This is a genomic window from Pseudoalteromonas sp. XMcav1-K (assembly GCF_044005875.1).
In the GTDB taxonomy this organism is placed as follows: Bacteria; Pseudomonadota; Gammaproteobacteria; order Enterobacterales; family Alteromonadaceae; genus Pseudoalteromonas; species Pseudoalteromonas spongiae.
Genome location: NZ_JBIPJE010000052.1, coordinates 1 through 26,192, shown reverse-complemented (window position 1 = coordinate 26,192; position 26,192 = coordinate 1). Strand labels below are relative to the sequence as shown.

Sequence of the window (26,192 nt, the reverse complement as noted above, 5' to 3'; positions counted from 1 at the left end):
GGTTAAAACTGCTTCATAAATTTACTTTGAGCAACCATCTTGGCTCTAAAGTTTCTCAAAATAAAGCCACCGCAAATTACTGGTAACACCCAGTATAAGTTCGAACCATTTATAAAATGAAGAGAAAGTAATGATAGAACTGCAACAGAGATTGCTAATACAAATAGGTTTAATTTTGCAACTGTTGCCTCCTCTCCATGCAAACTCAATGATGTTAAATTTGCAAATCCATATTGCGAGCAGATAAATACAAACATGATCATCACTGGAATCGAAACAGCCATTTGCCAACTAATTTCAAGAATAATCAAATAAAGGGCTGTAAAGGCTAATCCACCAATGCAACTTACCCAGATAATCTTGCTGTAGGCTTTATTAATTTTTGCCAGTTGCACCCAATTTAGCTGATCATTTGCCATGATTTTCATTGATTTGTTTGCATAGGTTCTTGGAATTAACATGGCAATCGAAAAACACGAAATAGCTAAAGCAACATAAGAAGCAATTTCAGGTTCAAAAATTTCTTTTGAGATAAATGGAAAGCAAAAAACAGCAAAAATACTAGCTGTTGTTGAAACAGCAATATTTGCGACGCTTTTTAATGGAATATGTTTTATTTCCATACTACTTGAAGCATCGTCTAGCACCATAACAGTGACTAAGCCGGTCAAACAAGCAACAACATAAACAAAATAAGGTGCATTTGGATGTTCAAAACCGTTTAAGCTCATAAGTAATGGCATAACAAGGCAAGCTAGAGCAATTAAACATTCTGAAATAGCCAAAATAACAAAACCATGATTGGCGATTCGTTTAAAGCGGTAGATATAGTAAAAATGCAATATCCAAAGCAACATTAACGTAAAGTAAATATTTGCAATAATTCCAGCAAAAAAAAGTCCGACTAAAATAGCACTTGAGCTTAAAAGCCCCAACATGGACTGTTTAACAACACTTTTAAAACTACCTAAATACTCTTGCTTTAATACAAAAAAACCAAAGCTCTGACTAAATGCCGTGTTTAGTAACATCAAAATAAAAAAGTCACTGCCAAAAGAGGCGGTATTTCCTGCACCTAAAAAGAAAATACACGAAGAAAGTAAAATAACCCTTGAAGCACCTGGGCCACCGGTTGCTAACAACGGCGCAAAAATCGTCAAAAGCCAGTTTAGCTTGGCACTTTCAACTCTGCCATGTGCCATATATTGCAATCGATGTTTAGAAAGGGATTCTAATGATTGGGAAAATGCATGGCGCATTTTCAAATTAGATAAGCCGTATTTACTTGATGTAAGGAGCTCTAAAAACGAAATTTTATCGCCTTTTATTTTTTTGCGATAAAAAGAGAAGTTCTCCCTATTTCGTTTCGACATTATCAAGTTATGTTTATTTTCAAACAAATCAATCGCGCGCAACTTATTTTGCACGGACGATATACGCTCTAAACCGCGATCATCATTTACAATATAAAGCTCTTTACCAAGTCTAAATGCATCACCAAACTTTGCAATCAAACGCACCCATAAATCATGATCTTGCAGGGCTGGTAAATTAGCATCAAAACCATCAACAGCTAAAACACGTTCCCTTTTTACTAGAATCTGATTAGAGCACTGGTTTAAATCTAACGCATTAGATAGTGATATGACTTTATTCTTCGCAAACAATGACTTTTTGTGAGTGCCGTAATCCCAAAAATAACCACTACAAACAAAAGCATATTTATCATCATATACTTTCAACAAGTCTTCTAAACGGCTTGGTAAAAACACATCATCATCGTCTAAACCTGTTACTAAGTCAGTATCAAGGTGTGCAATTGCTTTATTACGTGAAGCACAGGCACCGATGGATTCATCATTTCGAATAAAAGTGATTTTCGGGTGATTTAAGTTACGTAGATACTCAAATGTGCCGTCTGTTGAGCCATCATCAACAACACAAATCTTAAAGTTCTGATAGCTTTGCGACAACACCGAGTCTATCGCTTTTTTTAATAGTTCTAGGCGGTTTTTCGATGGTATATAAATACCCACACTTAACTGTTTATGAGTCATGATTTAGCCACCAAATCACGATAAATCGCTTCTATTTCAATACAGACTGATTTTAATCTGTATTTATTTGAAATAGCCAAAGCATTCTCAGACAGCTTTTGATATTCACTCGACTCTGCAGACAAAACAGAATTAAGTGCATTGCTAAAGGTTGAAACTAGTTCAGATTCATTGTCTTGATTAATTAAGTATACTGAACCAGCTAACTGCTCTTCTGAGCCATGATTTTTTGTTGCAATAACCGGCGTGCCACATGCCATCGCCTCTGTCATAACAAGGCCAAATGATTCATTACGCGATAAACTCACTAAAACTCGGCTTTGATTTAAATAATTAGCAACGGCATTTGCGGCAAGCGCCCCTGTTACTGTTACGTTATTGTGTGCTTTTGCAAGTGTTAAAAAGTGCGCAAGATGCGGGCCCATACCAATAACAATAAACTGCTTATCAGGACATGCTTGAATTAAAGCTTCTAAGCGGTCAGTCCCTTTGTTGTGATCTAAGCACCCAACAAAAGCTGCATCAAATTTTTTCTCTATTTCTGGTTGTTGAAAATAAATCGATTCATCAAAACCTGCGCTCAAAATAGAGTAAGTAATATTTTGAGCATAAAAACTTTGCTGTAAGCGCTTAGAGGTGAAAATCCAATGATCAACAATACTTATCAGCTTTTTATAAGTTTGACTTGGGTTTTCATAGCAATAAATATCACCACCATGACAAGTTACGACTACCTTAACGTGTTTATTGCGTAATAACTTATACAGCCATGCACATAAGATGGTTGGGTAATAATAATGAATATGAATTAAATCGACTTTTTTAGGGTTTAAAACAACCCCTATAAAAAAGCTAAAGAAAAAAAGCGGGTATTTAAATAGTCGGTGAAAAAACGAGTCACCATTCCAGCGCATATAAAAATAGTCTAGATTACTAATTTTATGCTTTAGACGCTTTACTTGATTATTAACAAATAAACCCAAAACAGGGGCACTCTTTTTTGGCCCCATATTTGATACAACTAACACATTCATATTTAATAAACGTTTTTCATTTTAAATGTGTAGGTAACGGTTTTAAAAATAAGTGAAATATAGTGCTTAATAGTCTGTTTATTTACCCAAAGTACATCATTGGCAACAATTTCATCCATAGGTAAATCACTGCGACCATTAATTTGTGCCAGTCCTGTTATACCTGGTTTTGCATCTAATCTTTTAAACCATTCCTTGGGTAGTTTTTCATATTCTTCAGGCACCCAAGGACGAGGGCCTACAATCGACATATCGCCAACTAGCACATTCCACAGTTGTGGAAGCTCGTCTAAGCTGGTTTTTCGTAAAAATAAACCTAGAGGCGTAATTCTTGGGTCATTTTTATACTTAATGGTGTACTCATTAACTTTTTCAAGGGCGCTGTCATCGACTACGGCTTCGTTTAGCATACTGCGAAACTTATAAATAGTGATAACCTTGCCACCTAGACCAAGTCTTTTTTGTGCAAAGAAAACAGGTCGCCCCATTTTAATCGCAACCAGTATTGCTAACACTAGCAATACTGGGAAAAACAACGATAAAGCTAAAAAAGCAAAGATTATGTCACATAATCGAATTGCTAATTTTTGCATTGCGCTTGCACTCCAATTGCAATTTTTAATGCCTCAATACCATCTTGTGCAGTCACTCTTGGTGCTCTACCAAAAAGAATCGCTTCTGCAAAATCAGTATGCTCAGCCATTAGCGGCTCAACATTAGGAACAAAAACACGTTCAACTAAGCTTTCTTGCTTATATTTAATATCGCTATTTGAAGACACGTAAGCACCCTGAGCATAACGATTCACTTCAATTTCTTTTCGTAAGAAATCGACATTAATAAAGCAGTTTTCACACGAAATTAAAATGGTGCGCTGCTTTGTCTGTGATGCTTTACTTGCCGTAATATCACAAACAACCCCATTTGCACCTTTAAAAATTGCGGTAACATAGTCTGAGTTGTTAGTATAGAAGTTACCACCAACAGCACCAACTAGCTCTAACTGACCTGGCACCAGGCAATTTACATTATCAATGTCATGAATCATTAAATCCAAAACAACGTCAACATCATTTGCACGGCTAGTGTTATAAGATAAGCGATTCGCCTTGATAGCTAAAATCTCTTTGTCTTCAAGAATTTTCTGTAATTCAGGGTAAACAGGGTTGTAACGTTCTACGTGACCAACAGCCAAAGTTAAATGGCGCTCTTCTGCTATCGCTTTTAATTCTTCCGCTTCAGAAATCTCTACCGTAATTGGCTTTTCAATCAGGCAATGCTTATCTTGTAATAGAATTTGCTTGGCAAGTTCAAAGTGTAAAGTGGTAGGTGCAGCTAAAACAACAGCATCAACTTGATCTAAAAAGGCTTGGAAATCGTTAAAATACTTACAACCAAACTCTTTAGCAACGTTATTACCTTGTTGTTCGTTTGGATCAAACAAACCAATACATTCAACAAGTGGGTTAGCAACTGCTACTCGCACGTGGTTGCGGCCCATTGAGCCTGCGCCAGCAACACCAATGCGAACTGTTTTTTTAGGTGAATTCATTTTCTTATACCTGTTTTGCTAGGGTATTTAATACACTACAAACTTTTAATACTTCTTCTTCTGAAAGTGCAGGGTGAACAGGTAATGATAAGACTTTTCTTGATAAAGCGCGAGCATTTTCATCACCCACATTAACGCTTTTATCATTGTAGAAGACTTGCTCAGTGATACTAAATGGATAAACAATAGCTGAACCAATCTGATTTTCAGCCAATAAAGCCTGCACTTCAGCTCGTTCAACACCTTCAATTACAACTGTATATTGATGATATACATGTTTAAATCCGTTTGGTTCTAATGGTGTTTTAATAAACGGGTTACCTGCAAGCTCTTTATTATATATAGCCGCATTTCGACGACGCACATCGTTCATACCGTCTAGCTTTTTAAGCTGCTCCAAACCAATGGCGGCTGCAATATTGGTCATGCGATAGTTGTAACCCAAAACATCATGCTCATACTGATCAACACGTCCATGGTTTAAATACTTACGCCCAAGTGCGGCAACTGCTTCATCTTTAAATAATGTAATACCACCTTCAGACGTTGTCATATTTTTTGTTGGGTAGAAACTAAAACATGATGCATCACCAAAGCTGCCAGCTTTTTGTTCATTAACTAAAGCACCGTGGCTTTGCGCACAATCTTCAATAACTTTTAAATTATATTTCTTAGCAATTTGTTGCAAGCGGTTCATATCACATGCTAGGCCAAAGATATGAACAACCATAATGGCTTTAATTGACTCGTCATAATTAGACTCTAGATAAGCTTCTAGCTTATCTAAATCTAATGTAAAAGTTTGCGGATCAATATCTACAAAAACAGGAACGGAACGATTAAATAGAATTGAATTACTTGATGCAATAAAGGTAAATGGGGTTGTTAAAACTTTATCACCCTCACCAATACCAAGTGCTAAAAGAGCAATATGTAAGGCGGTTGTACCATTACATGAAGCAGCCCCCAAAGGCATACCAATGTAATCTGCAAATTTTTTTTCAAAATCAGCTACTACTGCACCTGTTGCAATCATCCCCGACTTCATCACATCAACAACGGCATTAATTTCTTCTTCGCCCATTTCAGGCTTAGCCATATTTATCATAAAAAACTCACTTAATAATTTAAAAAACTGGTAAAACTTTAATAGCACTTAAAGGAAGAGATAATACTTCTTGCGTTGATGGTTCGGTAAACTCAATACACTGTTTTTCTTTATCAACGTTAGAGATGTGGCCTGATAACACTCGCTCGCCATTTTTATAAACAAAGCCAACTACTTTTGCTGGATTGCCAACAACTAGGGCATGTGCCGGAATCGTTTTATTAACCACAGCACCTGAGCCAATCATAGCGTACTCACCAATTTCAATGCCGCATACCAAGGTCGCACCTGCACCAATCGACGCACCTTTTTTAATTAGTGTTGGTGTTACTTTCCAATCTGGGTTTACTGCACGCGGTCGAAAATCATTGGTGAAAATTGCAGAAGGGCCAACAAATACGTCATCTTCAATAGTAACGCCATTATAAACAGAAACGTTGTTTTGAATTTTAACGTTTGCACCTATCGAAACATCAAAATCAACATAAACATTTTTAGACAGAATCGTGTTTTCACCTATTTGCGCGTTTTCACGAACTTGCACTAAGTTCCAAACCTTTACATTGTCTGCCAACTGCGCTTTTGGACTTACCTCAGCAGTTTGGTGAATAAAAGCTGTTGTCATTTTATCCTGCCTGTTTTAATTCATTGATATGTGACATAAAGTCAGAAATTGCCTGTTGATTTGCAGCGTTTCTAACGGTTTCTTTTTTCTTTATATCTAAATTCTTAATCTGTAATTCATTATTTAACGCAATCAACAGCCCTTGTTTCTCAAGCTGTTTGTCAACGTTTGGTAATTCACCCGAAAACAAAGTGTAGGCTGGCGTATTTAAACAAGCGGCTTCTCTGTTCATGCTACCACCACCACTAATAACAGCGTCAGCACAATTAACCAATTGAAGACCATCTAATACGCGTTGCGAAAACTTAAAATTAGGGAATTTGCTTTCTAAAGCTACTTTTTGTGATTCTACACGAGGTAACACCAACACTGTCACATCTATTTCACATAAGCGTGTTAGACATAAATCAAAAAATGATTCATCGTTATTATGATAAAGCGCAAGAGTTGGTGGAGGCCTTACAACGACAAGCGGCTTACGCATTTCATTCTCTGAAAGAGCAAATGCCTCTTGAATCACTGAAGAATAATTTGCTGTTTTTTGAAAGTCAGCTAAACAAATATCTTCTTTTAGACCGCTGTAACGACGAATTTGCTTAGCACCAAACTTTAATGCACTTTGCTGTGGAAACGCAGTAGGTAAACTGACAATGCTAGCAAGTCGAAACGCTATATGATTTGCTGGCTGGCCTTCAAAATCCATGCTTGTTAAGCTGGGTATGCCTAGTAGTTTGGCTGCTGCTAATTGAAAGTAAGAGTTATGAGAAAGTGCAACGTCGAACTTTTTGCTTTTAGCATAACGAACAAGTGAAACTGTTCTGACAATTAGGTTAAATACTTTAGCCAGTTTATTTTTACCACCATGCCCATCTATTAAGGTGGCGCCTAAGGTATGCTGTTTTACAAGTTGTGCTGTTTGAGCAAAATCCCTGTACGTGATCTCAACCTCAATACCACTTTGCTCTAACCTTTTAATAATGGGTAAAAAGAAAATAACATGTGGCGAGTTTACAAGATCGATCCAAACTCTCATATTTACCTTAAAATAACGCTTAAACACTCTAAAATCGGCGCAAAGTATACACGCTTATGCAACATATAAGCAATAATACATAGTCTTTAAAGAATTAAGCTAATGCAGAAAGGTTGTGGTACATCAAAGCTTTCTGTAATAAGAAAATAAGGTTAAAATTTGATTTTAATTCTAAACCAATCACAATTCTGGGTTACAAATTGAAACAATTTTATCAATACCTCCCTAAAAGAATAAAAAAATGTTTATCTGTAACTAAACTTTTTATTAAATCCCCCTCATTGAGCCTAAGAGTTAAAAAACGATACCAATGTTCTTCCCCTATTTATTTACTTTCATTTCCGCGTTCAGGCTCCAGCTGGGTAGGTTCAATCATAGGGCATGGCAAATATACTAGATACCTTAGAGAACCAATAACAACTGCGTTTTATTATCATAAATCAATGAGCGCTTCCGTGTTTAGCAGAAATAAGTGTGAGGACTGGCCTTTGTATTACAGTTTACTAAAAAAGGCTTCTTCAACCGAACTAACGTTTTTGAACTCTGCTGTACCAGAACCAACCCAGTGGAAAAATAATAATGTAAAGCTCCCTATTATCATAAAAGAAGTTAACCCTTTGATCATCGAGGAACTTGCTCAACTCGATATTAAGCTTGTCTACCTTACCCGACACCCTTTTTCAATTGCCAAAAGTTATGAAGCACTTGGTTGGGATAAGCCAAACCAATTCGAAACCCGGTTCACCGATAATGAGATATCTAATTTGTTAACCCTAGAGCCCGACTTAGTCAAACAGGATTTTTTCTACCAAATTGGTTTTTTACAAGGGTTCATAGAAAGAAAATTTCATGAATTAGCATTGGGGAAGGCTATTATATATGAAGAACTTTTAGCATCTCCATTAAATCAGTTTAAACGTATATTTGACACGTTAGATCTGAAGTTTAGCAACGAAGTAGAGTTCAATCTAATGACGTCTATATCCGGAAAGGAACAAAGCCAAGCAGGTCAATTCGATCTCGTTAGAAATATAGAAAGTATAAAAAGAATATCAATAACACCCGAAGTGTTAAGCAGTTACAATTCAACAATGGCAGGTTATTGCTCAGCATTAAAAGGTATGGAGAAGAAAGCTATTTATTCTAACAACAAATATGTTGAGTTTGATTAATGAGTGACCTCAAAAAAAGTATAACTAATACAATATTGCTTTTTTGTGAAAAGTGGCTCTTACTGGCCTTAAATTTTATAACAGTTATTTTGTTAACGCGTTATTTAGATATAAAACTGGTAGGTACATATTCATCTGTCCTTGCCTTCGCAAGCCTTTTATTACCCTTCACCACGTTAGGGTTGAACAATTTAGCTTCAAAATACTTTATAAAGTACCCGAATTCTAAACACTTTTATTTTTGTGCTGCATTACGGATACGGCTTTTTGGTGCCATATTCGCAGCACTTGTTGGTATCGTGCTTGGCTTTTTTGTCTATGGGGCATCCTATGAGCTTAAATTGGTCTCAATTTTATTGTTTTTCCAGATGTTCAACATCTTTAACCTTGTCGAATATTTATTCATGTCACAACAGCAGGTATGGAAAACAATGCCATATCGAGTGACTATTAGGATAACTATTAAGTTTATGTTTTTAATCGCGCTTATTTATAAGTGCAGTTTAACATCACTTATCTTTATTTTAGGTAGTGAATACCTACTTATAGCGTTAGCATACTGGCTCATTTACACAAACAACAACATAGACCAAGAACAAAACTTCAGAACAACGTATACGCCAACAATCAAACGATTTTTTCATAAATCAAAGTGGTTGTTTTTAAGTTCATTTGCAATGATCTTATACTTAAAGATAGACCAAGTAATGCTCAGTCAAATGATTGGTATGGAGCAAACAGCTCAATATGCAGTTGCAGCTAAACTGTCTGAGTTTTGGTATATTTTCCCCGTATTACTTGCCAATGCATTTAACCCTTTACTGACAAATAACTACACAAAGCAAAGAGCTACCTATGACAAACATTGCAAATTGCTGCTTTCAGCACTATTTTTAAGTGCTATTGTCATCGCATCAACCACGGCTTTAGTTGCGGAACCACTCATTGAGTTTTTGTTTGGTGCAAGTTACAAACAAAGCGCATCAATATTAACGATTCATATCTGGGCTTGTATTTTCGTATTCCAAAGAGCAATATTTAGTAAGTGGTTAATCTTATCCAATAATTATAAATATAGCCTCTGGACACACTTTTTAGGTGCAACCATAAACATCTTATTGAATCTGCTGCTTATCCCAATCTTTGGTGGTATCGGAGCGGCGATCGCAAGTGTTGCGAGCTACACGTTTGCAGGATTCATTTCATTATTCATATTTAGGCAAACACGCCCATTTGCTTACTTGATGACAGCAGCAATGATACACTGCGTGCCTAATTGCATTTCATTACTCTCAATAAAAAACAAACCTTATGCGTAATTTATTAAAAAGCAGCATTTTAAAAGTCGCACACAGCGCTGGGTACGAACTCAAAATAAGTAGAATTACTAAATCACAGCAGCAAAATCGCATTGCATTTATTCACCTTGCCAAGTGTGGAGGTATCTCTATAGACAACGCTATGCGTTCACAATTCGCACAATCTGGTGAAAGAAAAATTATCCGCTCACCTTTAATTGCAACAAGCTTATATAAGTTTGAACGTTCAATCTCTAACTTAACTGATGCTTGCGATTTTAGCGAGTTGCACATAGATACACTACAAGATGCATTACTTTACCATTTAAATCAAGATTGGAATTATGTGAGTGGCCACCTTGCAGTGAATAGCAAATTGTTAAAACACTATTCAAAAAAGTATGACTTTATAACTGTGCTGCGCAACCCAAAAGCGCGCTTTAAATCTAATTACATATTCAACAAAATGACTAATAATTTATCTGCAATGCCTCCATATGCTAATTCAACGCAAGATGTAATCACTGAAGCAAATGAAATAGTGTTTGGACGTAGAGGCTGGCAAATGGCCAATATGCAGACATCATACATAACCGGTTACTTTCCTAAAGATGAACACGACGCAGCGTCTCAGCAAGTACTTTTTAGGGAAAATATTGACCAATTTAAAGTTGTGGGCATACTGGAAGAGTTATACAAGTTTAAACAAGCTTGTCTTGAACAATATAATGTCAAGCTTGACATTAAAAAACGTAATCAAACAGATTCAAACCTGACAAAAGAACAATCCTCAATAAAGATGAGACTTGAAGATTATTTCTCATCTTCAAAAGTCGAAAATAAACTTGATAGTTTGTGTCAATTTGAAATGGAAAATTACAACTATGTGAAAGAGTAAATATGGATAATAAATTACAAAAAGCGATACAACTTTTTCAGAATAAAAAGTTTGCTAAAAGCCAATCAATACTAAAAAAAATAAACACTTCAAACCCCACTTATACATCACTTGAGTTGGAAGCTGTATGCTTAGCTGAGCAAAAGCAGTTTAAGCTTGCTGCAATTAAGTTTGAACAAAGTTTATCACTAGCTTCAAACAAAACGGAAAAAACAAATGCAATTAATAATTTAGCCTCTACATACCTTAAGGTAAAAGAGTGGAAATTAGCAGCTAAGTACTTAGAGCAAATAGTTGCATTGGGCTCCAACACACACTCGTTTGAAGCTAGAGCTAACCTAATAAAGTGTTATTATAATCTAAAAGAGTTTGAGCATTTGCAGACTCATGCTGATAAACTAAAAACGGTCTCTGGATATGACTCAGACGCATACTGCTTTGTAGCAATCGCACAACTTTGCTTGGAGAAAAATAGTGATGCACTGGAAACATTGACAAGGATGCATCAAAACATATCGCAATACGCTATCGAAAAACTCATAATAATCACACAGCTAGTCGAACAAAAATTAACACCCTGTGCATACGAAAAACACATTTCAATCATAGAAAAAGCTTTTGGGAGTCAAGATTGGGTAGAAAAGCTTAAGAAACCAAAAAATATCACGAAAAACACCTCTTCAGGCTATGCTTTTCCGCATATTGAGACCTCATCATCCGACGTGCACCATGTGTTAACTGAGATATGTAAAAAAACGATTGCTTTAGGTGGTAAGTTTATTGAGGGAGTATCGCTTATTGAGAAAAATGGTGAATTAAGTGTTAAGTTAACTAACTCCGATGCAGCGTCATCTGATGAGGTCGCAATATCTGTTCCCTTAAAAGCGGCTCCATTATTATCTGACTATAATATTTCGTTAGATAAGAATACATTGTTAGCATCGCCAAAAGAGCAACAAGTAAATCCTAGCGCGAATGAGTTAATGCGACTTTTCATTTCACTTTACAATCTAACAAATAAAATAAGTTTCTGGAGAAAGGTTAACCCAATAGCTAACCTTGATTTAAGTCATCCCGCGTTAAAACAACTTACACTTTCTATTAGTAAGAGCCACTCTTTTACCAAGTTGATAGAGCTAGAAAGTGATGAACTCATCCTGAAAACATTTTTAGACTCAAGGAAGTTTAATTATGAACAAAAACACCTTAAACAAGCCAAAATTCCGGCAAATGGAGATGTTAGAGGACTGCTGGGGATTATAGATTTACTCAATCATCACTCAAGCGCTCCCGGTTATAAGCCAGCATATAAAGAACAAGCAATTCAGGTTAACAGCTATACAGATAACAACAATCAACTATGTGTGAAATATAATCATAACGATCCCCTTACCAGCTACTTTGTTTACGGGTACATAGATAGTTCGTCGATGAAAGCTTTATCTATACCACTCAATGCTACGCTGTCGAACGGATTAGCTGTTTTTATAGATAATGCTCCAAATGTTAAGTCCAACAATCTAGTAGATGAAAATATAAAAGATTTGAAAGCGCTTTATCCCGAATACATTGAAAAAAATGAAAATAGCTTAGCCATCTCGCGCATAATTTTTCCTGAATACAAAAACAAAAACTCACTTATCCGAGTATTAACACATATATTCCAAAAACACGTAAACATAGAAGGGGTTGAATTTAATACTACGCAGGTTAATGATCTGGTGGATCAACTTATTTCACAAGTGCGTACCGCTAACCTAATCCATTGGAAAAAGGTAAAAGACTTACTCAACGACAGTCAACTTCCAAAAATACAACTCGATGCGCTCCTAACATTAACAGAGATGCACATTAGTTTATTTGAAAGCTATCGATAACAACAGGCTATAAATAATGGGCTGCTTGCCCATTGTTTATAGCGGAAATTGAATGGTTGATTTTAATCTTAAAAACTCTTCTTCTATTTCTTTTTTTGCGTTTTCATGGCCGCTAACAGCAAAAACATAGAGGGTATTTTGAGTTTTATTTAGTACAGCCAAATTATAAATTATCTGTTTATTTCCAGACCTTTCACCAGAAAAACGATATTCCAGAGATTGGTGCTTATCGTTAAATAAGGCATTATCATTTGGAAACAATGTAATCTTTAAATCTTTATGCCCCGTTGCTAACAACCCTTTTCTAGCTGTGCCGATAAAGTTATTCCACTCTTGTTCACTGCCGCTATACTGTGCGCCATTAAGTTTTTGGCAAGTTACATTAGTTGCTACATTTATATTACCAAACGTTTGAATATCTAATTGCTGAGACATATCAAGAGACACATTTTCGTTTACTTTATGGTTCTCATGCTTAACTTGGGGGGGATTAACAAACTCAACATTAACTAAACATGCATTCGCTAACACATTAAAGGAAAATAAGGCACCAATTGTGGTAGCTAGTATTTTTTTCATTTTATCTCCTAAAAAATAAACCCGGCACTAGGCCGGGTTTATATTAGCAATATTAATTAGAAATTAAAGTGCTGATTTAGTCTTAACGATTTTACCGTCAACTTTGTACTGAGAGTTAGAAACTTCAGAACGACCTTGGCTGTTTTGCGAGAACGCGTATGCAGCAACGTCTTGAGCGTATGCATCAATGTTGAAAGTAACGCTTAACTTAAGAACTGTAGTGTCGTCGATACCTAGTGCTTCTTTGATTTGCTTAGGCTTAACTTTAGTTACAGTGTTACCAGCTAGGTCGATACCTAGGTCAACTGGACCGTACTCGTTACCCATGTCATCGATAGCTGAGATGATAACATCTGCAACTTCGTCAGCTTCGTTAGCCATGTGGATGTTTGACTGAGTATCCGCGTGGTTAACTACGTAGTAAGGAACGTTGATGATAGTTGCATCAATCTTCCACTCACCACCTGCAACTTCTGAGAAGATAACGTCTTGGAAGTCAGCTGCTTTAACTTTGTAGTTAGAAGCATCGATAGTAACAGAAACTTCAGTTGGAGTAGTTACAGGAATTGCGTCTGTAGAAGCAGCAACACGTGTAAAGTCGATTGTACCTGTGTAAGATGTTTTACCGGCAACAAGCGCACCAAATAAGTCGTGCTTAACGCCAACAGCTACTGGAGTAGTACCTGTGCTCATTACAACTGTTGCAGGAGCAGAAGCAGGAGTACCAGTATTAATTTTAAGAGTAGACGCTGTTAGCTCAGAGTTTACAACTGTTTTAAAGTTACCTGAGTAAACGATATCTGCATCAGTAACAAGAAGAGCTGCACCAAGAGTTTCATCGTTAGTGAACGTCCATACTGACTTATCAGTTGAACCGTCTACGAAAGTAGTAAGGTCATCACGGTCGATAATACCGTCGAACTTAGTGCTTACTTCAAAACCAAACTGAGTAGTTTCTTCTGCAATTTTACCCATACCAGTTTCGATTGGCGTTTCAAGGTCAGCTTGCACTGAAGAGTAGTTTACGTAAGTTTCGCCAAGAACAACAGCAAGTGAGCTACCAGTTGACGGAGGAGTTGTTTTGTCGTCGTTTGAACCGATGATAACGCGGAATGCAGAGTCAGCGATTAACGGGTTACCTAAGTTAACGTCGAAAGAGATAGAGTCTACAGTGCCTTTTTTCTCATCATACTTAGTAACAGATACGTTATCAAACGTAAATGAACCTGTACCGTAGTCGAAAGTAACAACCGCATCATCTACAGAAGTCGCCGGAGCTGCTGCACCACATACACCATTACCTGAAGCTGGGTCTGTTACAACATCACCAGTACAAGCTGACAGATCACCTAAACGTACAGCGTCATCAAAAGTTAACGTAATACGTGAAGCCGCAGGGTGGTTTTTATCAACGATAACGTCGAAAGATAACTGTTGGTTACCAGCATCAACACCAGCAGCAATACCTTCTTTAGAAAGTTTTAGCACGTTAGAAGTGCTGATTGATGCAGCGCTAGCGCCGAATGAAGTAGCGATAGCAGTAGCTAGTAACGCCTTTTTGTAAAATTTCATTATTTCCATTCTCCAAGTTTCATGAAACTGGTCTAAAGCGGAGTTGCTCTAAACCAAGAACTTTAAGGATTCGGCAAGGAGTTTACCGAATCCTTGCAATTTAAGGGCTCAAACCCATATTGTCAAGTCATAGAGTTATTATTTTAATGATTTAACGTATTATTTTTACACAAAATAAATAACATCTCATCATTTCTAACGACTTACTGTACTTACATCTTGTTATTTTTAGAAAAATAGCTTATTACAACTTTAATTCCATTTTATACCGCGATTATGACAAGTTTGTTAACCAAGCACAATCACGAAAATTTAATAAACTAGTAAGCCAGCAAAAGTTAACCCGAGATTGATACTTTTTCAAGTATTTATGTAGATTTTTTGTTAAAAGCTAACATTCTCTAAACCACTCAAGAAAGATGACTTTACGCGATTCCAATCTTCTAGGTTATGCACGATTTTAGGTGTAACTAAAACAACCAACTCTGTTTTATCTTGATTGTCTGAGTCCGTTCTAAATAAGTGCCCTAAAACAGGAATACTACCCAGTAAAGGGACTGAATTCGAATTCGTGGAGTTATTCTCGCTAATTAAGCCACCAAGTATCACGGTTTGACCGTCACCAGCCACAACCTCTGTTGAAATAGTTCGTTCAAAAATAGAAGGGCTTCCGTTTATACTTGAACCATCAGGTGACTCATTCGAGATATCTTGCTGAATCTCCATAATAATCGTACCTTGCGCATTTACCGTTGGTACTACCGTTAAATCGACACCTGTTTTTCTATATTCTATTTGTGTTGTTTCTCTATCACCACTAATCGGGTCACTAGTAGTACTGCCAATAGTCGGAATATTGTCACCAACACTAATATTTGCTGATACTCCGTCACGAACTAACAATGTTGGACGAGATAAAACATTAACTAACCCATCTTTTTGATTGAGGTTAACAGAAAAGTTACCGTTTAAGCCAACTATTGAATAGGAAAAACCGCTTTCTCCACTAAAGGAAACTGTGTTTGTTTTATTACCGGAAGAACCATTTTTAATGGCATACTCAACGCCTTTTGAAAAGCTCCCTGTTAACTTTACCTCAGCAATAATTACTTCAAGCATTACTTGCTTTGGCATGATATCTAGCTGTTTGATGATTGGTTGCAACTCTTGATAAAAGCGGCCTTCACCATAAAAAATTAAGGAATTCGTTCTATCATCAACTACCAAGCGGATATTATCACCTTCTATTGATGTGGTTTTACTCGCTGCCTTTGCCTTGTTTGAAGAGGTACCTTGACTTCTGTCGCTCGCAGATGTCCTTTCCTCTCTTGCAGCGCCCGCCGGTGCAGAGCCACCGATTAAGGGGGCTAAACTGGCACCCAAATCCATCGCTCGCGCAAACTTAGGATGATAGATAAAGAAGCTCTGATCAGTTCCTGTTGCGGGTTTGTCTAAGGTATTTCTCCAATAAGCAACTCTATCAATAATCTCGTCAGAATTTGCAAATACAGCAACTTTGCCTAGATGCTCTATCGGGATAAACGCTACATTTTTGCTTGCTCGCAACCCCTCACCAACAACTATACCTTCTTCAGATAAAATCGCTTTCGCTTGTTCAATGAACGTTCTGCTGTCAATGTATTGAAATGTCAATAACGCCGAAGACTTATTGTAGATCATAGAACTATCAAACATAACCAACAAGGATAGCGCACGCTGTACTTTCTCTTTATCACCTTTTAACGTAACCAGTGACTGACCTCGGTCATGTCCCACTTCAACTCCTGTCAAATCTTGAATCACCCTTCGTAACGACGTGCTCAAATCAAAATCTAACTTAGCTAACTGCATGACTTGGCCTGATACATTAGGAACACTACTTTGCGTTCTACCAAAACCAAAAGCGATACTACTTTGCGCACCATCGGTCAACATATGTAAGTAATAAATACCATCACTAAATGAAACATCTATTTTATTTTGCGATAACACCTGCTGTGCCAAGGAGAACAGTTTTGCACCGGTAACTTGTTCATTTAAATTTAATGTGACGGGTGAAGTTAGAACTTTCACCTGTGGATCAACTAAATAAGAGACGTTTAATGTTTCGCCAAAAACATAGTTTATAAAGTCGTTCACAGGTAGTGCATTTGCCGAAATATGAAATTGTTTTTTATTGCCAAACCGAGCTGCCAAATCAACACCAAGCGTAACATCTTTATCATTGTCGCTTAGTCTATAAAGCACCTCAGTACCACCTGTTCGCTCAGTAGGCTCTGTTGTAATGACTGCTTCTGTATTTTCAGTATCGTTTGACGCTAGATACGATTTTCCAATTTCTGTTTTCTGCTGCTGTAACCCTGCATTAGGATTGGTTAATGCACACCCTGACAATGCAAATAACACAGCTAGTGATACTAAGCTTTTTTTGACTGAAACTGGATTCATGATTTTTTACGCTCAAATAATTTAAATTCTTTCACACTCTCTCCCACTGCAACAAAAATACGGTCATTATGCACTTCTTTTAATTTTACACTTGGTGCAATATCCATATTAATTTCAACCTTTTTAAGTGGATGACTCGGAGATTTTAGTAGTATATAAGGAGTCATACCTGCATTTACCACCGCAAGTAAACTATATTCAATACCATTTATATTTAAAGTCGGCACCTTGGTTTTAGGCTTACTGACTGTTGGTTTAGCTTGCGGTTTGGGGTTTCTTCTTTCTTCAAGCTCTTTATCGAACTTTTTTTTAGCCTCTTTCCAAGACCTTTCTAGCGCTAACTCTTCTGGCAAAGATGCTAACTTAGCAAGTTCAGTGTCTATCGACACCTCCCTTACTTCTTCTTTAGCAGCATCTTCAGGCAAAATATCATTAATTGCGATATAACAAGATACAAGAGTCACTATCAGAATAAAGATCTTCATAAAACTACCTTTGACTGCCACAGTTTCAATTCTAGAGTACCTCTTAACTGTTCATTTGGTCGCGAGTTTATTTTTTTACCGCCGTAGATATAATCACCAATACGAATAACAGGTGTAGCTGCTTCAATATTTCTGGTAGCACTAATGATACAACTCGGATTAGCGTTGTATCGTACTTCAATTCGCCATTCACTAATCTCTTCATTCAGTGGTTGATTACCTTTCCAGGTAATGGCACTAAACTCACATCCAGATTGCGCTAGTATTGATTCAATTTTTTCCTGTGCCAACAGCTTTAATTGCGATTCTGATTCAGCTTTAAAGAAAAGCGAATCGGCCTTTTTCTTTGCTACCATCACCTTAACTTCATTCATCTCGATTGCATTCGTTTGAGCAATCACAGCCTCTGTTTTTGCTACGCGCTTAGTTGTAAGAAATAATTTCTGTTGCTCAACTGTTATCGCTTCATACAATGGAACTGTAATTTCATTTGCAACAAGTAGCGCAACCAAAATAATGAGATAATGTTTATATTTTTTTAATACTTCTTGCATTTTAGCTTTTTAACCTAACATGAATCACACTATAATCTCGTTGACGCGACTTACGTACAGTACCAAAAAACTCTGCGCTTTCAACATACTCTAAACTGCTCACATGCTTTAATACATTCGAAGCATTATCAGACATACCACGCAGCGTAACAATGCCATCTCTCTTTGAAAATTGCTGTAAATCCATTCCTGCATTAATTGCTTCATGCACTAAATTCCAGTCAGAATGAACTAACGGAGCAGAAACAATGCGCTTGTTGACTACATCAATAAATTCGCTGTTAAAGTCAATAACTGCTTTTCGGTTTAGTAATGAAGAAACATCGTCACCATAACTTTTAACGTGTTGCTCTAACTGGTCAACTTTAAACAGGGTGTAGCCGTAAATTACACTATACAACAGCGTAACTGCTGCCAATGGTGCTATATACAACGAATGTAATTGTGTAAGGGGTATATGTTTTTTAACTTCGAAGTGACATACTTTTACTAATTTATCGAATGGTATTGTAAGTAATGTATCAAATATGAACTTTAAGTAGTCACAACCTGCAATGTTTGTTTGTACATCCTCATTATTTACGCCAACACTCAAACAAAATAATTCAGGTGTAGACATTAATCTCGTTTTATAAGAATAAAATGGACGGTCTACATTCAAGAAAAACATCTCACCAACAGGCGTGGCTAAGTTGAACAAACCTTTTGTATCCGCGTTTGCCAATATTTCAGATTCGGGAATTAAACACAATGCGGAGTTTTGAACTTCGCTGTCAATTACCCTAATCTCAGTCCGGCGCACATCAAAGCCTTCCTGCTCACTGTTTTTCATTACGACATGAGTAACTGCATGCGCGGAACTTTCACGATCTAACTTTAAAATATCAAGCAACTCTTTCTTACCTATCGCTGGGTAAGTAATCGTTTTAACATCACAGTACTTATTGCTAACAATAACCAGCTTTGGTTTAAAACTATTTAAATCAACTTGATCAGATAAAGGCGCTATACTACCCGCATAGTAACCTATCGATTTAACAAGGCGCTTTTTAATAGCCTCTGATTTAATCACTGCACCTATATTCACAACTTATTCCACACTAAATCGGTAATCGTTACGGGGTTATTAATATCACGACGTTTGAGTTCGATTATAAAGCTTTTTTGTAACATAATTCCATTTTCACTTGCCGTTAACGCAACTTTGAATTTAAATCCATTCGCGAATGAAACAAAACCCTCTTGCTCTATCCCAGACATTTCCTCAAATTGTCGCCTACTTAAATTTCCTTCTCGCCTTTGTTTAATAATTCGGTTGGCTCCACTTTCGTCATAAGCAATCGCTTTAATAATGGCTTCGGGAGAATTCATTGGGTTAAAAAAAGGCGTTGGTTCCACGGTAAAATACTTATTCCACTGTTCAACAGTTAAAATATCACTCTCTCTAACATGCTGAAGTTCATTAATTGATTGCAGGTAACCATTCCTAGGGCCTACTTTTGATAAGCCTTGATAGTATTCTTTTTCAGCGCCATAAGGCTTGAGGCTATCATCTTTATCTGTCCAATCTAACAGGCTGTCAATAAATATATTTATTCTATTTTCAGCAACTCCAAACTCTTGAAATAGTTTTTTTAAATGATTTCTGTCAAATGTATTTAGACTATATAAACCGCTTAAATCTTGAATTTGAATAGTTATATCCTCAACTTCAAACGGCTCAAAATAAAAATTCCATATTCTTGCAACGTCATTGTCACTTTTCTTGTTTTGATAGTTAAAGTTAGATAACAACGCGTTAAAAACCAAAGCTTCTGCCGTCTCTAATTTTAGTCTCAGCTGATGTACTTTTTGAACATCTCTTGCAACATTAATTTGTGACTTAAGTGTTTGTCCAATAAACACGCTGAGCATAATTAAAATAACTGAAATTATTAGCACTTGAACTAACGCGATTCCGCAATTCCGTCTCATCATGCATCCTCTCGCAAATACCTAAACAATTTACGATGAGCGTGTTCAGGCAAAGCAATCTCAAAATTCGAAAGTACACCTTCGTCATGTTCAATGATGACTGCTAGCTTTAAAGGAAGTGTACGAACAACTTCTAGTTTGTGAGATTCATACCATTCGGGTGATACTTTTGTGTTTTCTAAATTTGTTGCATCAGCTAGTGGGTCATCATAGTAGCCTGCCGCTTTGCTAAGTAAATCAAAACCAAAGTATTTAAATTGACCACTTTTTAAATTGTCTAAAAGAATTACCCTATGTTGCCAATCCATAGTATCGGACTGTTTTAACAATAATTGGTTAGCTAAATTTTTCTCTCTGTACGTTAATGCGAGCACCCCGTTTATTGTTTCAAATGAAAGCATTACGACCGATTTTGTATCCGAAAAAATAGGAGATTCAGTGACAAACATCGCAAAGTCACGTTGTGCGTGAAAATAAATTGCAGGCTGATTATTGTCGCTTTCGATCACGTAAGGACTTATCGACTCAAGCATACGTGCTAGTGAATTAAATGCTAAGCCTTTTTGAGTTTGCTGCCAAAATAAGTCTGTTCGTTTTTGCCAACTAGAAGTATACAAACTATAACCAAAATACCCCGAGTACATAACAAGCATCAGTAAGCTACTCGCTATCATTAACTCAATTAATGTAAACCCTTTGTTGTGCTTCACCATGTTGCAGCCTTAAATGTGAAGTCTTGGATTTTATCCCCAAGCTTTGCTTCAACTGTTACATCGTATATCCCATAAACATTTGGATATTCTACGCCAGAAATAGAGTCTGGTGGCGGGCTATTAAATACAACTCGCTGTGCTAGCCAGTTGTACTCAACCCCAAAAATAATAATTTGGCCATTTGCATCAGCAGCTTTAGTTACCTTAACCTTATCTTTTAACTGACTCTTGATGGCACTTATTGCAGTAGGATGAACTTGGTACATTCGAGCTGTTTCAGAAGCTTTGTTTGCAAGTAATGTTGAGCCTTTAAATATATCCGCAATTATCGCCAATGAAGTAAATAGTATAATTGCCGCTATCAGTACCTCTATGAGCGTAAAACCCTTAACGCATTTCATCAGTATTGAACGTCTCAAATAAAGATGTTAATAAAATATTCCCACGCTCACCTTCTAGCAAAACGTTATTCGGTGTAATGATCGCCGTTGTACTGACTTGGTAATTTTGTTTCACAAATGAAAGCTGCTCAAAATTGATCACTTTTGTGCTGTCATTGCTTAAGATTTTCAATTGCTTGTCCAATGCATGAATAGTAATTGGTTGGCCTCGATAGTACGCCTGATAGCTTAACGACTTAAAAACTTGTCTAACTTTTTGAGTTTCAACTAAGCGCTCTTGTTGATCTACATTTTTAACCACCAGACCGCCAGTTAATGCCAATAGTGTTGCCACAATTGCCATTACCACCATTAACTCGATTAATGAGAAGCCTTTGTGCAAACTAAAATGCCACATCGTTTATTGATACCATGCTCATTAACATCGTTATTACTATCCCTCCAACGAAGCCCCCCATGAACATCAGCATCAAAGGCTCAAGCAAAGTCGTAAACTTTTTAATGGCTTGTTCCAAATCTTGACGTGAACGACTAGCGACCTCTGAAAAAACCCGTGGTAGCCTGCCCGTTTCTTCACCAACTTTTATAATGGATAAAAAGAAGTCTGAAAATATACGTGTCTTAGCTAGCACTTGGCTTAACTGTTTTCCTGATTTTAATTGCTTACTCGCTAGCCGTGCATCCCTAATTAATTCGGGATGTTTAAGCGTTCCAGTCGAAAGAGATAATGTAGCATCCAGTTGAAGTCCTGCTTCCAACATCATAGCCATAGACTGAGAAAAACGAATTCGCTCGGATGTTAGAATTATGCTTTTCACTCCAGGAATTTTACTACCCGTTAAATAAAACCACTCTTTCACTTCTGGTTTTTTTAGTCCGTAAACAAGAGCAATCAAACTTGCTACAACTCCGCCTACGATAAAAAGCTGATAATCAATAAAAAAGTTACTAACGTTAATGATCATTTGGGTATACCAAGGTGCCTGCTCAAGATCTGTGAAAATCCCTGACATTTTTGGAACAATAAACGTCAGCACAAAATAAACAGCCATTATACAGACAAAGAAGATAACGCTTGGATACGTGAGAGCAGTCACAATTTGAGAGCGAAGATCTTTTTGAAATTTTAAATCAGCTGATAGTCTTGCTAAAACCTGAGCCAAGTTGCCTGATGACTCACCAATGCGAATTAAAGAAACATACAGTGGACCAAACAATTCCTCATGCTGAGCAAACGCTTCACTTAAAGAAGTACCTTTTTTGAGTGATGTAGCAATTTGATTCAATAGCCGAGTAAGCGCTGGGTGAACATTAGATTGACGTATAATATCGATCCCTTTGTCCACTCGTACACCACTTTCCAATAACAAAGATAATTCACTTGTAAAAAACTCAAGTTGATCCAAAGATACTTTGTTACCGAAAAGAGACTCTATTGATAAGCCTTCAGAGACCTCTTTGATAGAAATTGGTGTAAGGCCATCTTTTGCTAATTTTTTTTGAGCTTCTAACTTTGACGTTGCACTAATAACACCTTGGTGACGACTTCCCGATTTATCTATCGCGCTGTAATCAAACTCCATTAACCTGCAACCCTTAAGACTTCGTCAATTGTCGTCACACCAGTCACTACTTTGTAAAAACCATCTTCAAGCAAATTCCTACGTTTCAAGTGAGAGTTATGAGCCTGTGCTTTAGGTATAAACTGCTCATCTTTCGAAATTGCTTTAATTTCATCATCACAGCGAAGGTATTCATTAATTGCAATACGGCCTTTGTATCCAGTATTGTTACAATGCTCGCATCCAATCGCCTTTTTAATGTTTAGCTCTGTAATGCCAGCATTTGAGGCTACTTGAGCTAAAGGGTAATTTTCCATTAGTTCTGTTTGATTATCATCAGGTGCAGCACAATGCGGGCACAGTCGTCTTGCCAGACGTTGTGCAACGACTGAAACAAGCGCTGCATTTAATAAAAACTCTTCTACTCCGAGGTCTAATAAGCGCGTGTACGCACTTGCAGCATCATTAGTATGTACAGTGCTAAAAACAAGGTGACCAGTCAATGCTGATTGAAGTGCTATTTGCGCAGTCTCTTTATCTCGAATTTCACCAACCATTATTATGTCAGGGTCTTGACGAACAATTGAGCGCAACCCTGCAGCAAAATCAAAACCAATTTCGCTATTCACCTGAACTTGGTTTACCCCCTCGAGTTGATATTCAACAGGGTCTTCTAAAGTTATAATTTTAACATCTTCATTGTTAAGTTCATTTAAAAACGTATACAAGGTTGTGGTTTTACCTGAACCTGTAGGACCGGTAAGTAAAATTACACCTGTCGTCTTTTTCAAATCTTGTCCAATCAACTTCTGCGTGTCCGCTGACAACCCTAAAACTGACATATCGTACCGAATAGAGTCTTTACGTAGAAAACGAAGTACAACACTTTCCCCTTCATTTAGAGGAAGAGCAGATACGCGTATATCAAGCTCTTGATTCGCAACGCGCATCTCAATCTTACCATCTTGTGGACGGCGCTTTTCCGCGATATCCATACCCGAAAGGATTTTTAAACGTGTCGTGATCGGTAGTTGCATTTTTGGCGCCAGTGACTCAACTTCATGCAATACACCATCTATACGGTATCTTACTCTCAAGCGACCTTTATGAGGCTCTAAATGCATATCTGAGGCATTTCGAGCAAGGGCTTTTGTAATAAGTGAATTTAGTAAATTAACGGTAGGCGCTTCAGATGCAAGCTCCCTAAGACGCGCTTCTTCATCACCACTAAGCTCTTCCTCTTCTTGCGAAATGTTTGACGCATTTTGAATTTCGAAAAAGAATCTTTGTAACTGCGCTTCGGTTGCTACAAATAGTTCAACCTCTTTCGCCGAATCATTTAATAAGCTAATTAGGGATAAAGATAGTGGATCTTTACAGGCAACGGTCCAGTTATTCTCAAGTGTCGACAACAATACACAATCAAGCTCTTTTAATTTCTCATGTATCGAAAATTCAATATCCGGAATTGTCCAATCACCCCAAATCGTCTCGTCAAATTTCTGATAGTTTAGAAGTTTTGCATAAAAAGGACATAAATCATCTTCTGTTAAACTTCCCATACTAACAAGAATTTGCTCTAGTCTTCCTGGATAACGCTTTTGGAAGGACTTCGCCTTTTCAATGTCAGACGAACTAATTGAAAAATCCTCAATTAAAATTTCCACTGAGTTCATCATTGGTGAATAACATCCTCATTTTCGTCAGTTCCACCTTCTTGCCCATCTAAACCATAACTTTTAATACTATAGGGATTACCATTTGAGCCTGGTACATCATATACATAAGGATTACCCCAAGGGTCCATTGGGATTGCTTTAGGTAAATAAGGGCCGTCCCATCCTCTTTTTGCACTTGCACGTAATTCTTCTAAATTTGCAGGAATTGAACCGACATCTAAACGATAAGTATCTATTGCGGCCTCAAACATTTGCATCTGAGCTACAGCTGCTTTCTTCTTTGATGAGCCCACTTTAGAAAATAACTTTGGAGCAACTAAAGAGCCTAGTAAACCCAAAATAATCAAAACAATCATTAGCTCCATCAAGCTAAAACCACGCATTTTTTTCATTTCAATACTCCCATAAATTCGACTTGGCAGTTTATCAAGGCACATAGCCTATGTCGATAAATCACGATTTGATGATTGCAACAACTTGTTGCCACATTTTTTTATTCTGTTCTTTCACTTGCTCTGCATGCAATAAACAAACACTTGTTTGATTAGTCAAATCATTTAAAAAGTGGTTCAGTTTATTTGTTAACTCTTGTCTTTCAAGTCCGAAGTCAATGACATTTTCAGATAGCCCATATTCCCCATACAGCATTTCGTATTTATGACTCCAACTAGTAGCCAAGCATGGAACACCCTGACAAAGAGCGCTTACACAGCCATGAAACCGACTACTTACGACAGCATCACAACTTCCTATTAGGCCTTTAATTTCGGTTGAGTTTAAACCGTCTATCAAAGCTATTTGTTCATTGTTGACAGCTTCTAATATTGCGTTGCAAATATCTTTATCTTCTTTGCCTTCATGGTTTAGTACTTTGACAAAAAAACCGTTATCGATAAAAAAATTTGAGGTATCAATCCAAAAATCATAATACGCATTCTTTTGCTGTTCGGCATTCGCATGATTAAATTTAGATACCACTTTATTGTTAGGAATTAAACAAACGGTCTTCTGCTCTGTTGTATTAAATTGTTGCACTTCAAGTAGTGCTGTAAAGTCAGGGCTTTGAAACAACTTATTGCTTTTATTTAATTTTTCACATTCAGAAAAAGAAGTATCGTCTCTTGCAAAAGTAAGGGCAGTATCATTGATCAGCACCTCAGCAAATTCTTTTAACTCGTCACGCTGAAAAGGCCCTAATGCTTGAGGTAATATAATATAAGGCTTGCCAAGTGCTTTAAATCGTTTAATTTCTTTAGCAGTATTTCGCAGATCTGCCATTGGCCACTGATCGCCATAGGCAAAACCACTGGCATTAAGAATAACATCCACATCGGCCTCTGTTACGATGCCATAGCGCTTCAGAAAATTACGAATTTTTGTTGGTAACTTTGCAAGAATACCTGTCAAATCTAAATTGCCACGTCGAAAGCTAAGCTTTTGCCACGCCCCTAACTTGGCTCGTTTAACGTACGGCAAATTACGACCTGGCGAAAGTGTTAGATGGTAGTCGCCAAGATGAACATCGAGCTGCTGTAATATTGCCTCTAACATTAATTCAGCACCTTTATTAG

General features: G+C 37.0%; 25 protein-coding genes. 4 read left to right on the top strand and 21 right to left on the bottom strand.

Annotated elements, in window-relative coordinates; genetic code table 11:
• Positions 1-2: 2 nt before the first annotated feature.
• The 7 genes from ACHSBP_RS21205 to ACHSBP_RS21175 are packed head-to-tail and all read right to left on the bottom strand — an operon-like array spanning position 3 to position 7,409.
• The gene (locus ACHSBP_RS21205; RefSeq protein ID WP_395390348.1) at positions 3-2,057 is read right to left on the bottom strand and encodes a glycosyltransferase; all 2,055 of its coding nucleotides are present in this window, start codon (positions 2,055-2,057) and stop codon (positions 3-5) included.
• Positions 2,054-3,091, bottom strand: a complete 1,038-nt coding sequence (locus tag ACHSBP_RS21200; RefSeq protein WP_010561133.1) for a glycosyltransferase family 4 protein — start codon at positions 3,089-3,091, stop codon at positions 2,054-2,056. Before ACHSBP_RS21200 ends, ACHSBP_RS21205 begins: the two co-directional genes overlap by 4 nt.
• Positions 3,092-3,093: 2 nt before the next feature.
• Positions 3,094-3,684 carry a sugar transferase gene (locus ACHSBP_RS21195; protein WP_010561134.1) on the bottom strand — a complete coding sequence of 197 codons (591 nt, stop codon included), beginning with the start codon at positions 3,682-3,684 and terminating at the stop codon, positions 3,094-3,096.
• On the bottom strand, positions 3,672-4,643 hold the full coding sequence (locus tag ACHSBP_RS21190; RefSeq protein WP_010561135.1) for a Gfo/Idh/MocA family protein: 972 nt from the start codon (positions 4,641-4,643) through the stop codon (positions 3,672-3,674). Before ACHSBP_RS21190 ends, ACHSBP_RS21195 begins: the two co-directional genes overlap by 13 nt.
• Before the next feature lie 4 nt (positions 4,644-4,647).
• Positions 4,648-5,742 carry a DegT/DnrJ/EryC1/StrS family aminotransferase gene (locus ACHSBP_RS21185; RefSeq protein WP_395390347.1) on the bottom strand — a complete coding sequence of 365 codons (1,095 nt, stop codon included), beginning with the start codon at positions 5,740-5,742 and terminating at the stop codon, positions 4,648-4,650.
• A gap of 28 nt (positions 5,743-5,770) precedes the next feature.
• Positions 5,771-6,376, bottom strand: coding sequence for an acyltransferase (locus ACHSBP_RS21180; protein WP_010561137.1), 606 nt, complete (start codon positions 6,374-6,376; stop codon positions 5,771-5,773).
• A gap of 1 nt (position 6,377) precedes the next feature.
• Positions 6,378-7,409 (bottom strand): DUF354 domain-containing protein, encoded by a 1,032-nt coding sequence (locus tag ACHSBP_RS21175; RefSeq protein ID WP_395390346.1) that lies wholly within the window; start codon positions 7,407-7,409, stop codon positions 6,378-6,380.
• Positions 7,410-7,609: 200 nt separating this feature from the next.
• Here ACHSBP_RS21175 and ACHSBP_RS21170 point away from each other — a divergent pair, with 200 nt between their 5' ends.
• The 4 genes from ACHSBP_RS21170 to ACHSBP_RS21155 are packed head-to-tail and all read left to right on the top strand — an operon-like array spanning position 7,610 to position 12,654.
• Entirely contained in the window at positions 7,610-8,581 is a 972-nt protein-coding gene (locus ACHSBP_RS21170) for a hypothetical protein (RefSeq protein ID WP_395390345.1), read from the top strand.
• Positions 8,581-9,900, top strand: coding sequence for a flippase (locus ACHSBP_RS21165; RefSeq protein ID WP_395390344.1), 1,320 nt, complete (start codon positions 8,581-8,583; stop codon positions 9,898-9,900). The genes ACHSBP_RS21170 and ACHSBP_RS21165 overlap by 1 nt, the downstream gene beginning before the upstream one ends.
• Positions 9,893-10,777 (top strand): hypothetical protein, encoded by an 885-nt coding sequence (locus ACHSBP_RS21160; protein ID WP_395390343.1) that lies wholly within the window; start codon positions 9,893-9,895, stop codon positions 10,775-10,777. The genes ACHSBP_RS21165 and ACHSBP_RS21160 overlap by 8 nt, the downstream gene beginning before the upstream one ends.
• A 2-nt stretch (positions 10,778-10,779) precedes the next feature.
• On the top strand, positions 10,780-12,654 hold the full coding sequence (locus tag ACHSBP_RS21155) for a tetratricopeptide repeat protein (protein ID WP_395390342.1): 1,875 nt from the start codon (positions 10,780-10,782) through the stop codon (positions 12,652-12,654).
• A gap of 36 nt (positions 12,655-12,690) precedes the next feature.
• Here ACHSBP_RS21155 and ACHSBP_RS21150 read toward each other — a convergent pair whose 3' ends face one another.
• The 14 genes from ACHSBP_RS21150 to ACHSBP_RS21085 all read right to left on the bottom strand — a co-directional run.
• The gene (locus ACHSBP_RS21150; RefSeq protein ID WP_010561143.1) at positions 12,691-13,233 is read right to left on the bottom strand and encodes a hypothetical protein; all 543 of its coding nucleotides are present in this window, start codon (positions 13,231-13,233) and stop codon (positions 12,691-12,693) included.
• Positions 13,234-13,296: 63 nt separating this feature from the next.
• The gene (locus ACHSBP_RS21145) at positions 13,297-14,805 is read right to left on the bottom strand and encodes a hypothetical protein (protein WP_395390341.1); all 1,509 of its coding nucleotides are present in this window, start codon (positions 14,803-14,805) and stop codon (positions 13,297-13,299) included.
• A gap of 384 nt (positions 14,806-15,189) precedes the next feature.
• Complete coding sequence (locus ACHSBP_RS21140) at positions 15,190-17,253, bottom strand: secretin N-terminal domain-containing protein (protein ID WP_010561145.1); 2,064 nt, start codon at positions 17,251-17,253, stop codon at positions 15,190-15,192.
• Positions 17,250-17,738, bottom strand: a complete 489-nt coding sequence (locus ACHSBP_RS21135; protein ID WP_395390340.1) for a hypothetical protein — start codon at positions 17,736-17,738, stop codon at positions 17,250-17,252. The genes ACHSBP_RS21140 and ACHSBP_RS21135 overlap by 4 nt, the downstream gene beginning before the upstream one ends.
• Positions 17,735-18,292 (bottom strand): hypothetical protein, encoded by a 558-nt coding sequence (locus ACHSBP_RS21130; RefSeq protein WP_010561147.1) that lies wholly within the window; start codon positions 18,290-18,292, stop codon positions 17,735-17,737. Before ACHSBP_RS21130 ends, ACHSBP_RS21135 begins: the two co-directional genes overlap by 4 nt.
• Before the next feature lies 1 nt (position 18,293).
• A complete protein-coding gene (locus ACHSBP_RS21125; RefSeq protein ID WP_010561148.1) occupies positions 18,294-19,379 on the bottom strand; it encodes a hypothetical protein in 1,086 nt (361 codons plus the stop codon).
• A complete protein-coding gene (locus tag ACHSBP_RS21120; protein WP_010561149.1) occupies positions 19,376-20,266 on the bottom strand; it encodes a type II secretion system protein GspK in 891 nt (296 codons plus the stop codon). Before ACHSBP_RS21120 ends, ACHSBP_RS21125 begins: the two co-directional genes overlap by 4 nt.
• Positions 20,266-20,979 (bottom strand): PilW family protein, encoded by a 714-nt coding sequence (locus ACHSBP_RS21115; protein WP_010561150.1) that lies wholly within the window; start codon positions 20,977-20,979, stop codon positions 20,266-20,268. The genes ACHSBP_RS21120 and ACHSBP_RS21115 overlap by 1 nt, the downstream gene beginning before the upstream one ends.
• Entirely contained in the window at positions 20,973-21,380 is a 408-nt protein-coding gene (locus ACHSBP_RS21110) for a prepilin-type N-terminal cleavage/methylation domain-containing protein (RefSeq protein ID WP_395390339.1), read from the bottom strand. Before ACHSBP_RS21110 ends, ACHSBP_RS21115 begins: the two co-directional genes overlap by 7 nt.
• Positions 21,367-21,777 (bottom strand): type II secretion system protein, encoded by a 411-nt coding sequence (locus ACHSBP_RS21105; RefSeq protein WP_100912547.1) that lies wholly within the window; start codon positions 21,775-21,777, stop codon positions 21,367-21,369. The genes ACHSBP_RS21110 and ACHSBP_RS21105 overlap by 14 nt, the downstream gene beginning before the upstream one ends.
• Complete coding sequence (locus tag ACHSBP_RS21100; RefSeq protein ID WP_010561153.1) at positions 21,764-22,963, bottom strand: type II secretion system F family protein; 1,200 nt, start codon at positions 22,961-22,963, stop codon at positions 21,764-21,766. The genes ACHSBP_RS21105 and ACHSBP_RS21100 overlap by 14 nt, the downstream gene beginning before the upstream one ends.
• On the bottom strand, positions 22,963-24,618 hold the full coding sequence (locus ACHSBP_RS21095) for a GspE/PulE family protein (RefSeq protein ID WP_395390416.1): 1,656 nt from the start codon (positions 24,616-24,618) through the stop codon (positions 22,963-22,965). Before ACHSBP_RS21095 ends, ACHSBP_RS21100 begins: the two co-directional genes overlap by 1 nt.
• Positions 24,618-25,013, bottom strand: coding sequence for a type II secretion system major pseudopilin GspG (gene gspG, locus ACHSBP_RS21090; protein ID WP_010561155.1), 396 nt, complete (start codon positions 25,011-25,013; stop codon positions 24,618-24,620). Before gspG ends, ACHSBP_RS21095 begins: the two co-directional genes overlap by 1 nt.
• A gap of 61 nt (positions 25,014-25,074) precedes the next feature.
• Positions 25,075-26,192 (bottom strand): polysaccharide pyruvyl transferase family protein (locus ACHSBP_RS21085; RefSeq protein WP_395390338.1); only part of this gene is annotated, 1,118 nt, incomplete at its 5' end.

What these genes read in the sequence shown, in the direction of transcription:
- ACHSBP_RS21120 (WP_010561149.1), bottom strand. Translation starts at nt 20,266, where the DNA reads ATGAGACGGAATTGCGGAATCGCGTTAGTTCAAGTGCTAATAATTTCA.
- ACHSBP_RS21195 (WP_010561134.1), bottom strand. Translation starts at nt 3,684, where the DNA reads ATGCAAAAATTAGCAATTCGATTATGTGACATAATCTTTGCTTTTTTA.
- ACHSBP_RS21180 (WP_010561137.1), bottom strand. Translation starts at nt 6,376, where the DNA reads ATGACAACAGCTTTTATTCACCAAACTGCTGAGGTAAGTCCAAAAGCG.
- ACHSBP_RS21100 (WP_010561153.1), bottom strand. Translation starts at nt 22,963, where the DNA reads ATGGAGTTTGATTACAGCGCGATAGATAAATCGGGAAGTCGTCACCAA.
- ACHSBP_RS21200 (WP_010561133.1), bottom strand. Translation starts at nt 3,091, where the DNA reads ATGAATGTGTTAGTTGTATCAAATATGGGGCCAAAAAAGAGTGCCCCT.
- ACHSBP_RS21130 (WP_010561147.1), bottom strand. Translation starts at nt 18,292, where the DNA reads ATGCAAGAAGTATTAAAAAAATATAAACATTATCTCATTATTTTGGTT.
- ACHSBP_RS21160 (WP_395390343.1), top strand. Translation starts at nt 9,893, where the DNA reads ATGCGTAATTTATTAAAAAGCAGCATTTTAAAAGTCGCACACAGCGCT.
- ACHSBP_RS21165 (WP_395390344.1), top strand. Translation starts at nt 8,581, where the DNA reads ATGAGTGACCTCAAAAAAAGTATAACTAATACAATATTGCTTTTTTGT.
- ACHSBP_RS21155 (WP_395390342.1), top strand. Translation starts at nt 10,780, where the DNA reads ATGGATAATAAATTACAAAAAGCGATACAACTTTTTCAGAATAAAAAG.
- ACHSBP_RS21140 (WP_010561145.1), bottom strand. Translation starts at nt 17,253, where the DNA reads ATGAATCCAGTTTCAGTCAAAAAAAGCTTAGTATCACTAGCTGTGTTA.
- gspG (WP_010561155.1), bottom strand. Translation starts at nt 25,013, where the DNA reads ATGAAAAAAATGCGTGGTTTTAGCTTGATGGAGCTAATGATTGTTTTG.
- ACHSBP_RS21185 (WP_395390347.1), bottom strand. Translation starts at nt 5,742, where the DNA reads ATGGCTAAGCCTGAAATGGGCGAAGAAGAAATTAATGCCGTTGTTGAT.
- ACHSBP_RS21145 (WP_395390341.1), bottom strand. Translation starts at nt 14,805, where the DNA reads ATGAAATTTTACAAAAAGGCGTTACTAGCTACTGCTATCGCTACTTCA.
- ACHSBP_RS21095 (WP_395390416.1), bottom strand. Translation starts at nt 24,618, where the DNA reads ATGAACTCAGTGGAAATTTTAATTGAGGATTTTTCAATTAGTTCGTCT.
- ACHSBP_RS21175 (WP_395390346.1), bottom strand. Translation starts at nt 7,409, where the DNA reads ATGAGAGTTTGGATCGATCTTGTAAACTCGCCACATGTTATTTTCTTT.
- ACHSBP_RS21105 (WP_100912547.1), bottom strand. Translation starts at nt 21,777, where the DNA reads ATGTGGCATTTTAGTTTGCACAAAGGCTTCTCATTAATCGAGTTAATG.
- ACHSBP_RS21190 (WP_010561135.1), bottom strand. Translation starts at nt 4,643, where the DNA reads ATGAATTCACCTAAAAAAACAGTTCGCATTGGTGTTGCTGGCGCAGGC.
- ACHSBP_RS21115 (WP_010561150.1), bottom strand. Translation starts at nt 20,979, where the DNA reads ATGGTGAAGCACAACAAAGGGTTTACATTAATTGAGTTAATGATAGCG.
- ACHSBP_RS21135 (WP_395390340.1), bottom strand. Translation starts at nt 17,738, where the DNA reads ATGAAGATCTTTATTCTGATAGTGACTCTTGTATCTTGTTATATCGCA.
- ACHSBP_RS21205 (WP_395390348.1), bottom strand. Translation starts at nt 2,057, where the DNA reads ATGACTCATAAACAGTTAAGTGTGGGTATTTATATACCATCGAAAAAC.
- ACHSBP_RS21150 (WP_010561143.1), bottom strand. Translation starts at nt 13,233, where the DNA reads ATGAAAAAAATACTAGCTACCACAATTGGTGCCTTATTTTCCTTTAAT.
- ACHSBP_RS21110 (WP_395390339.1), bottom strand. Translation starts at nt 21,380, where the DNA reads ATGAAATGCGTTAAGGGTTTTACGCTCATAGAGGTACTGATAGCGGCA.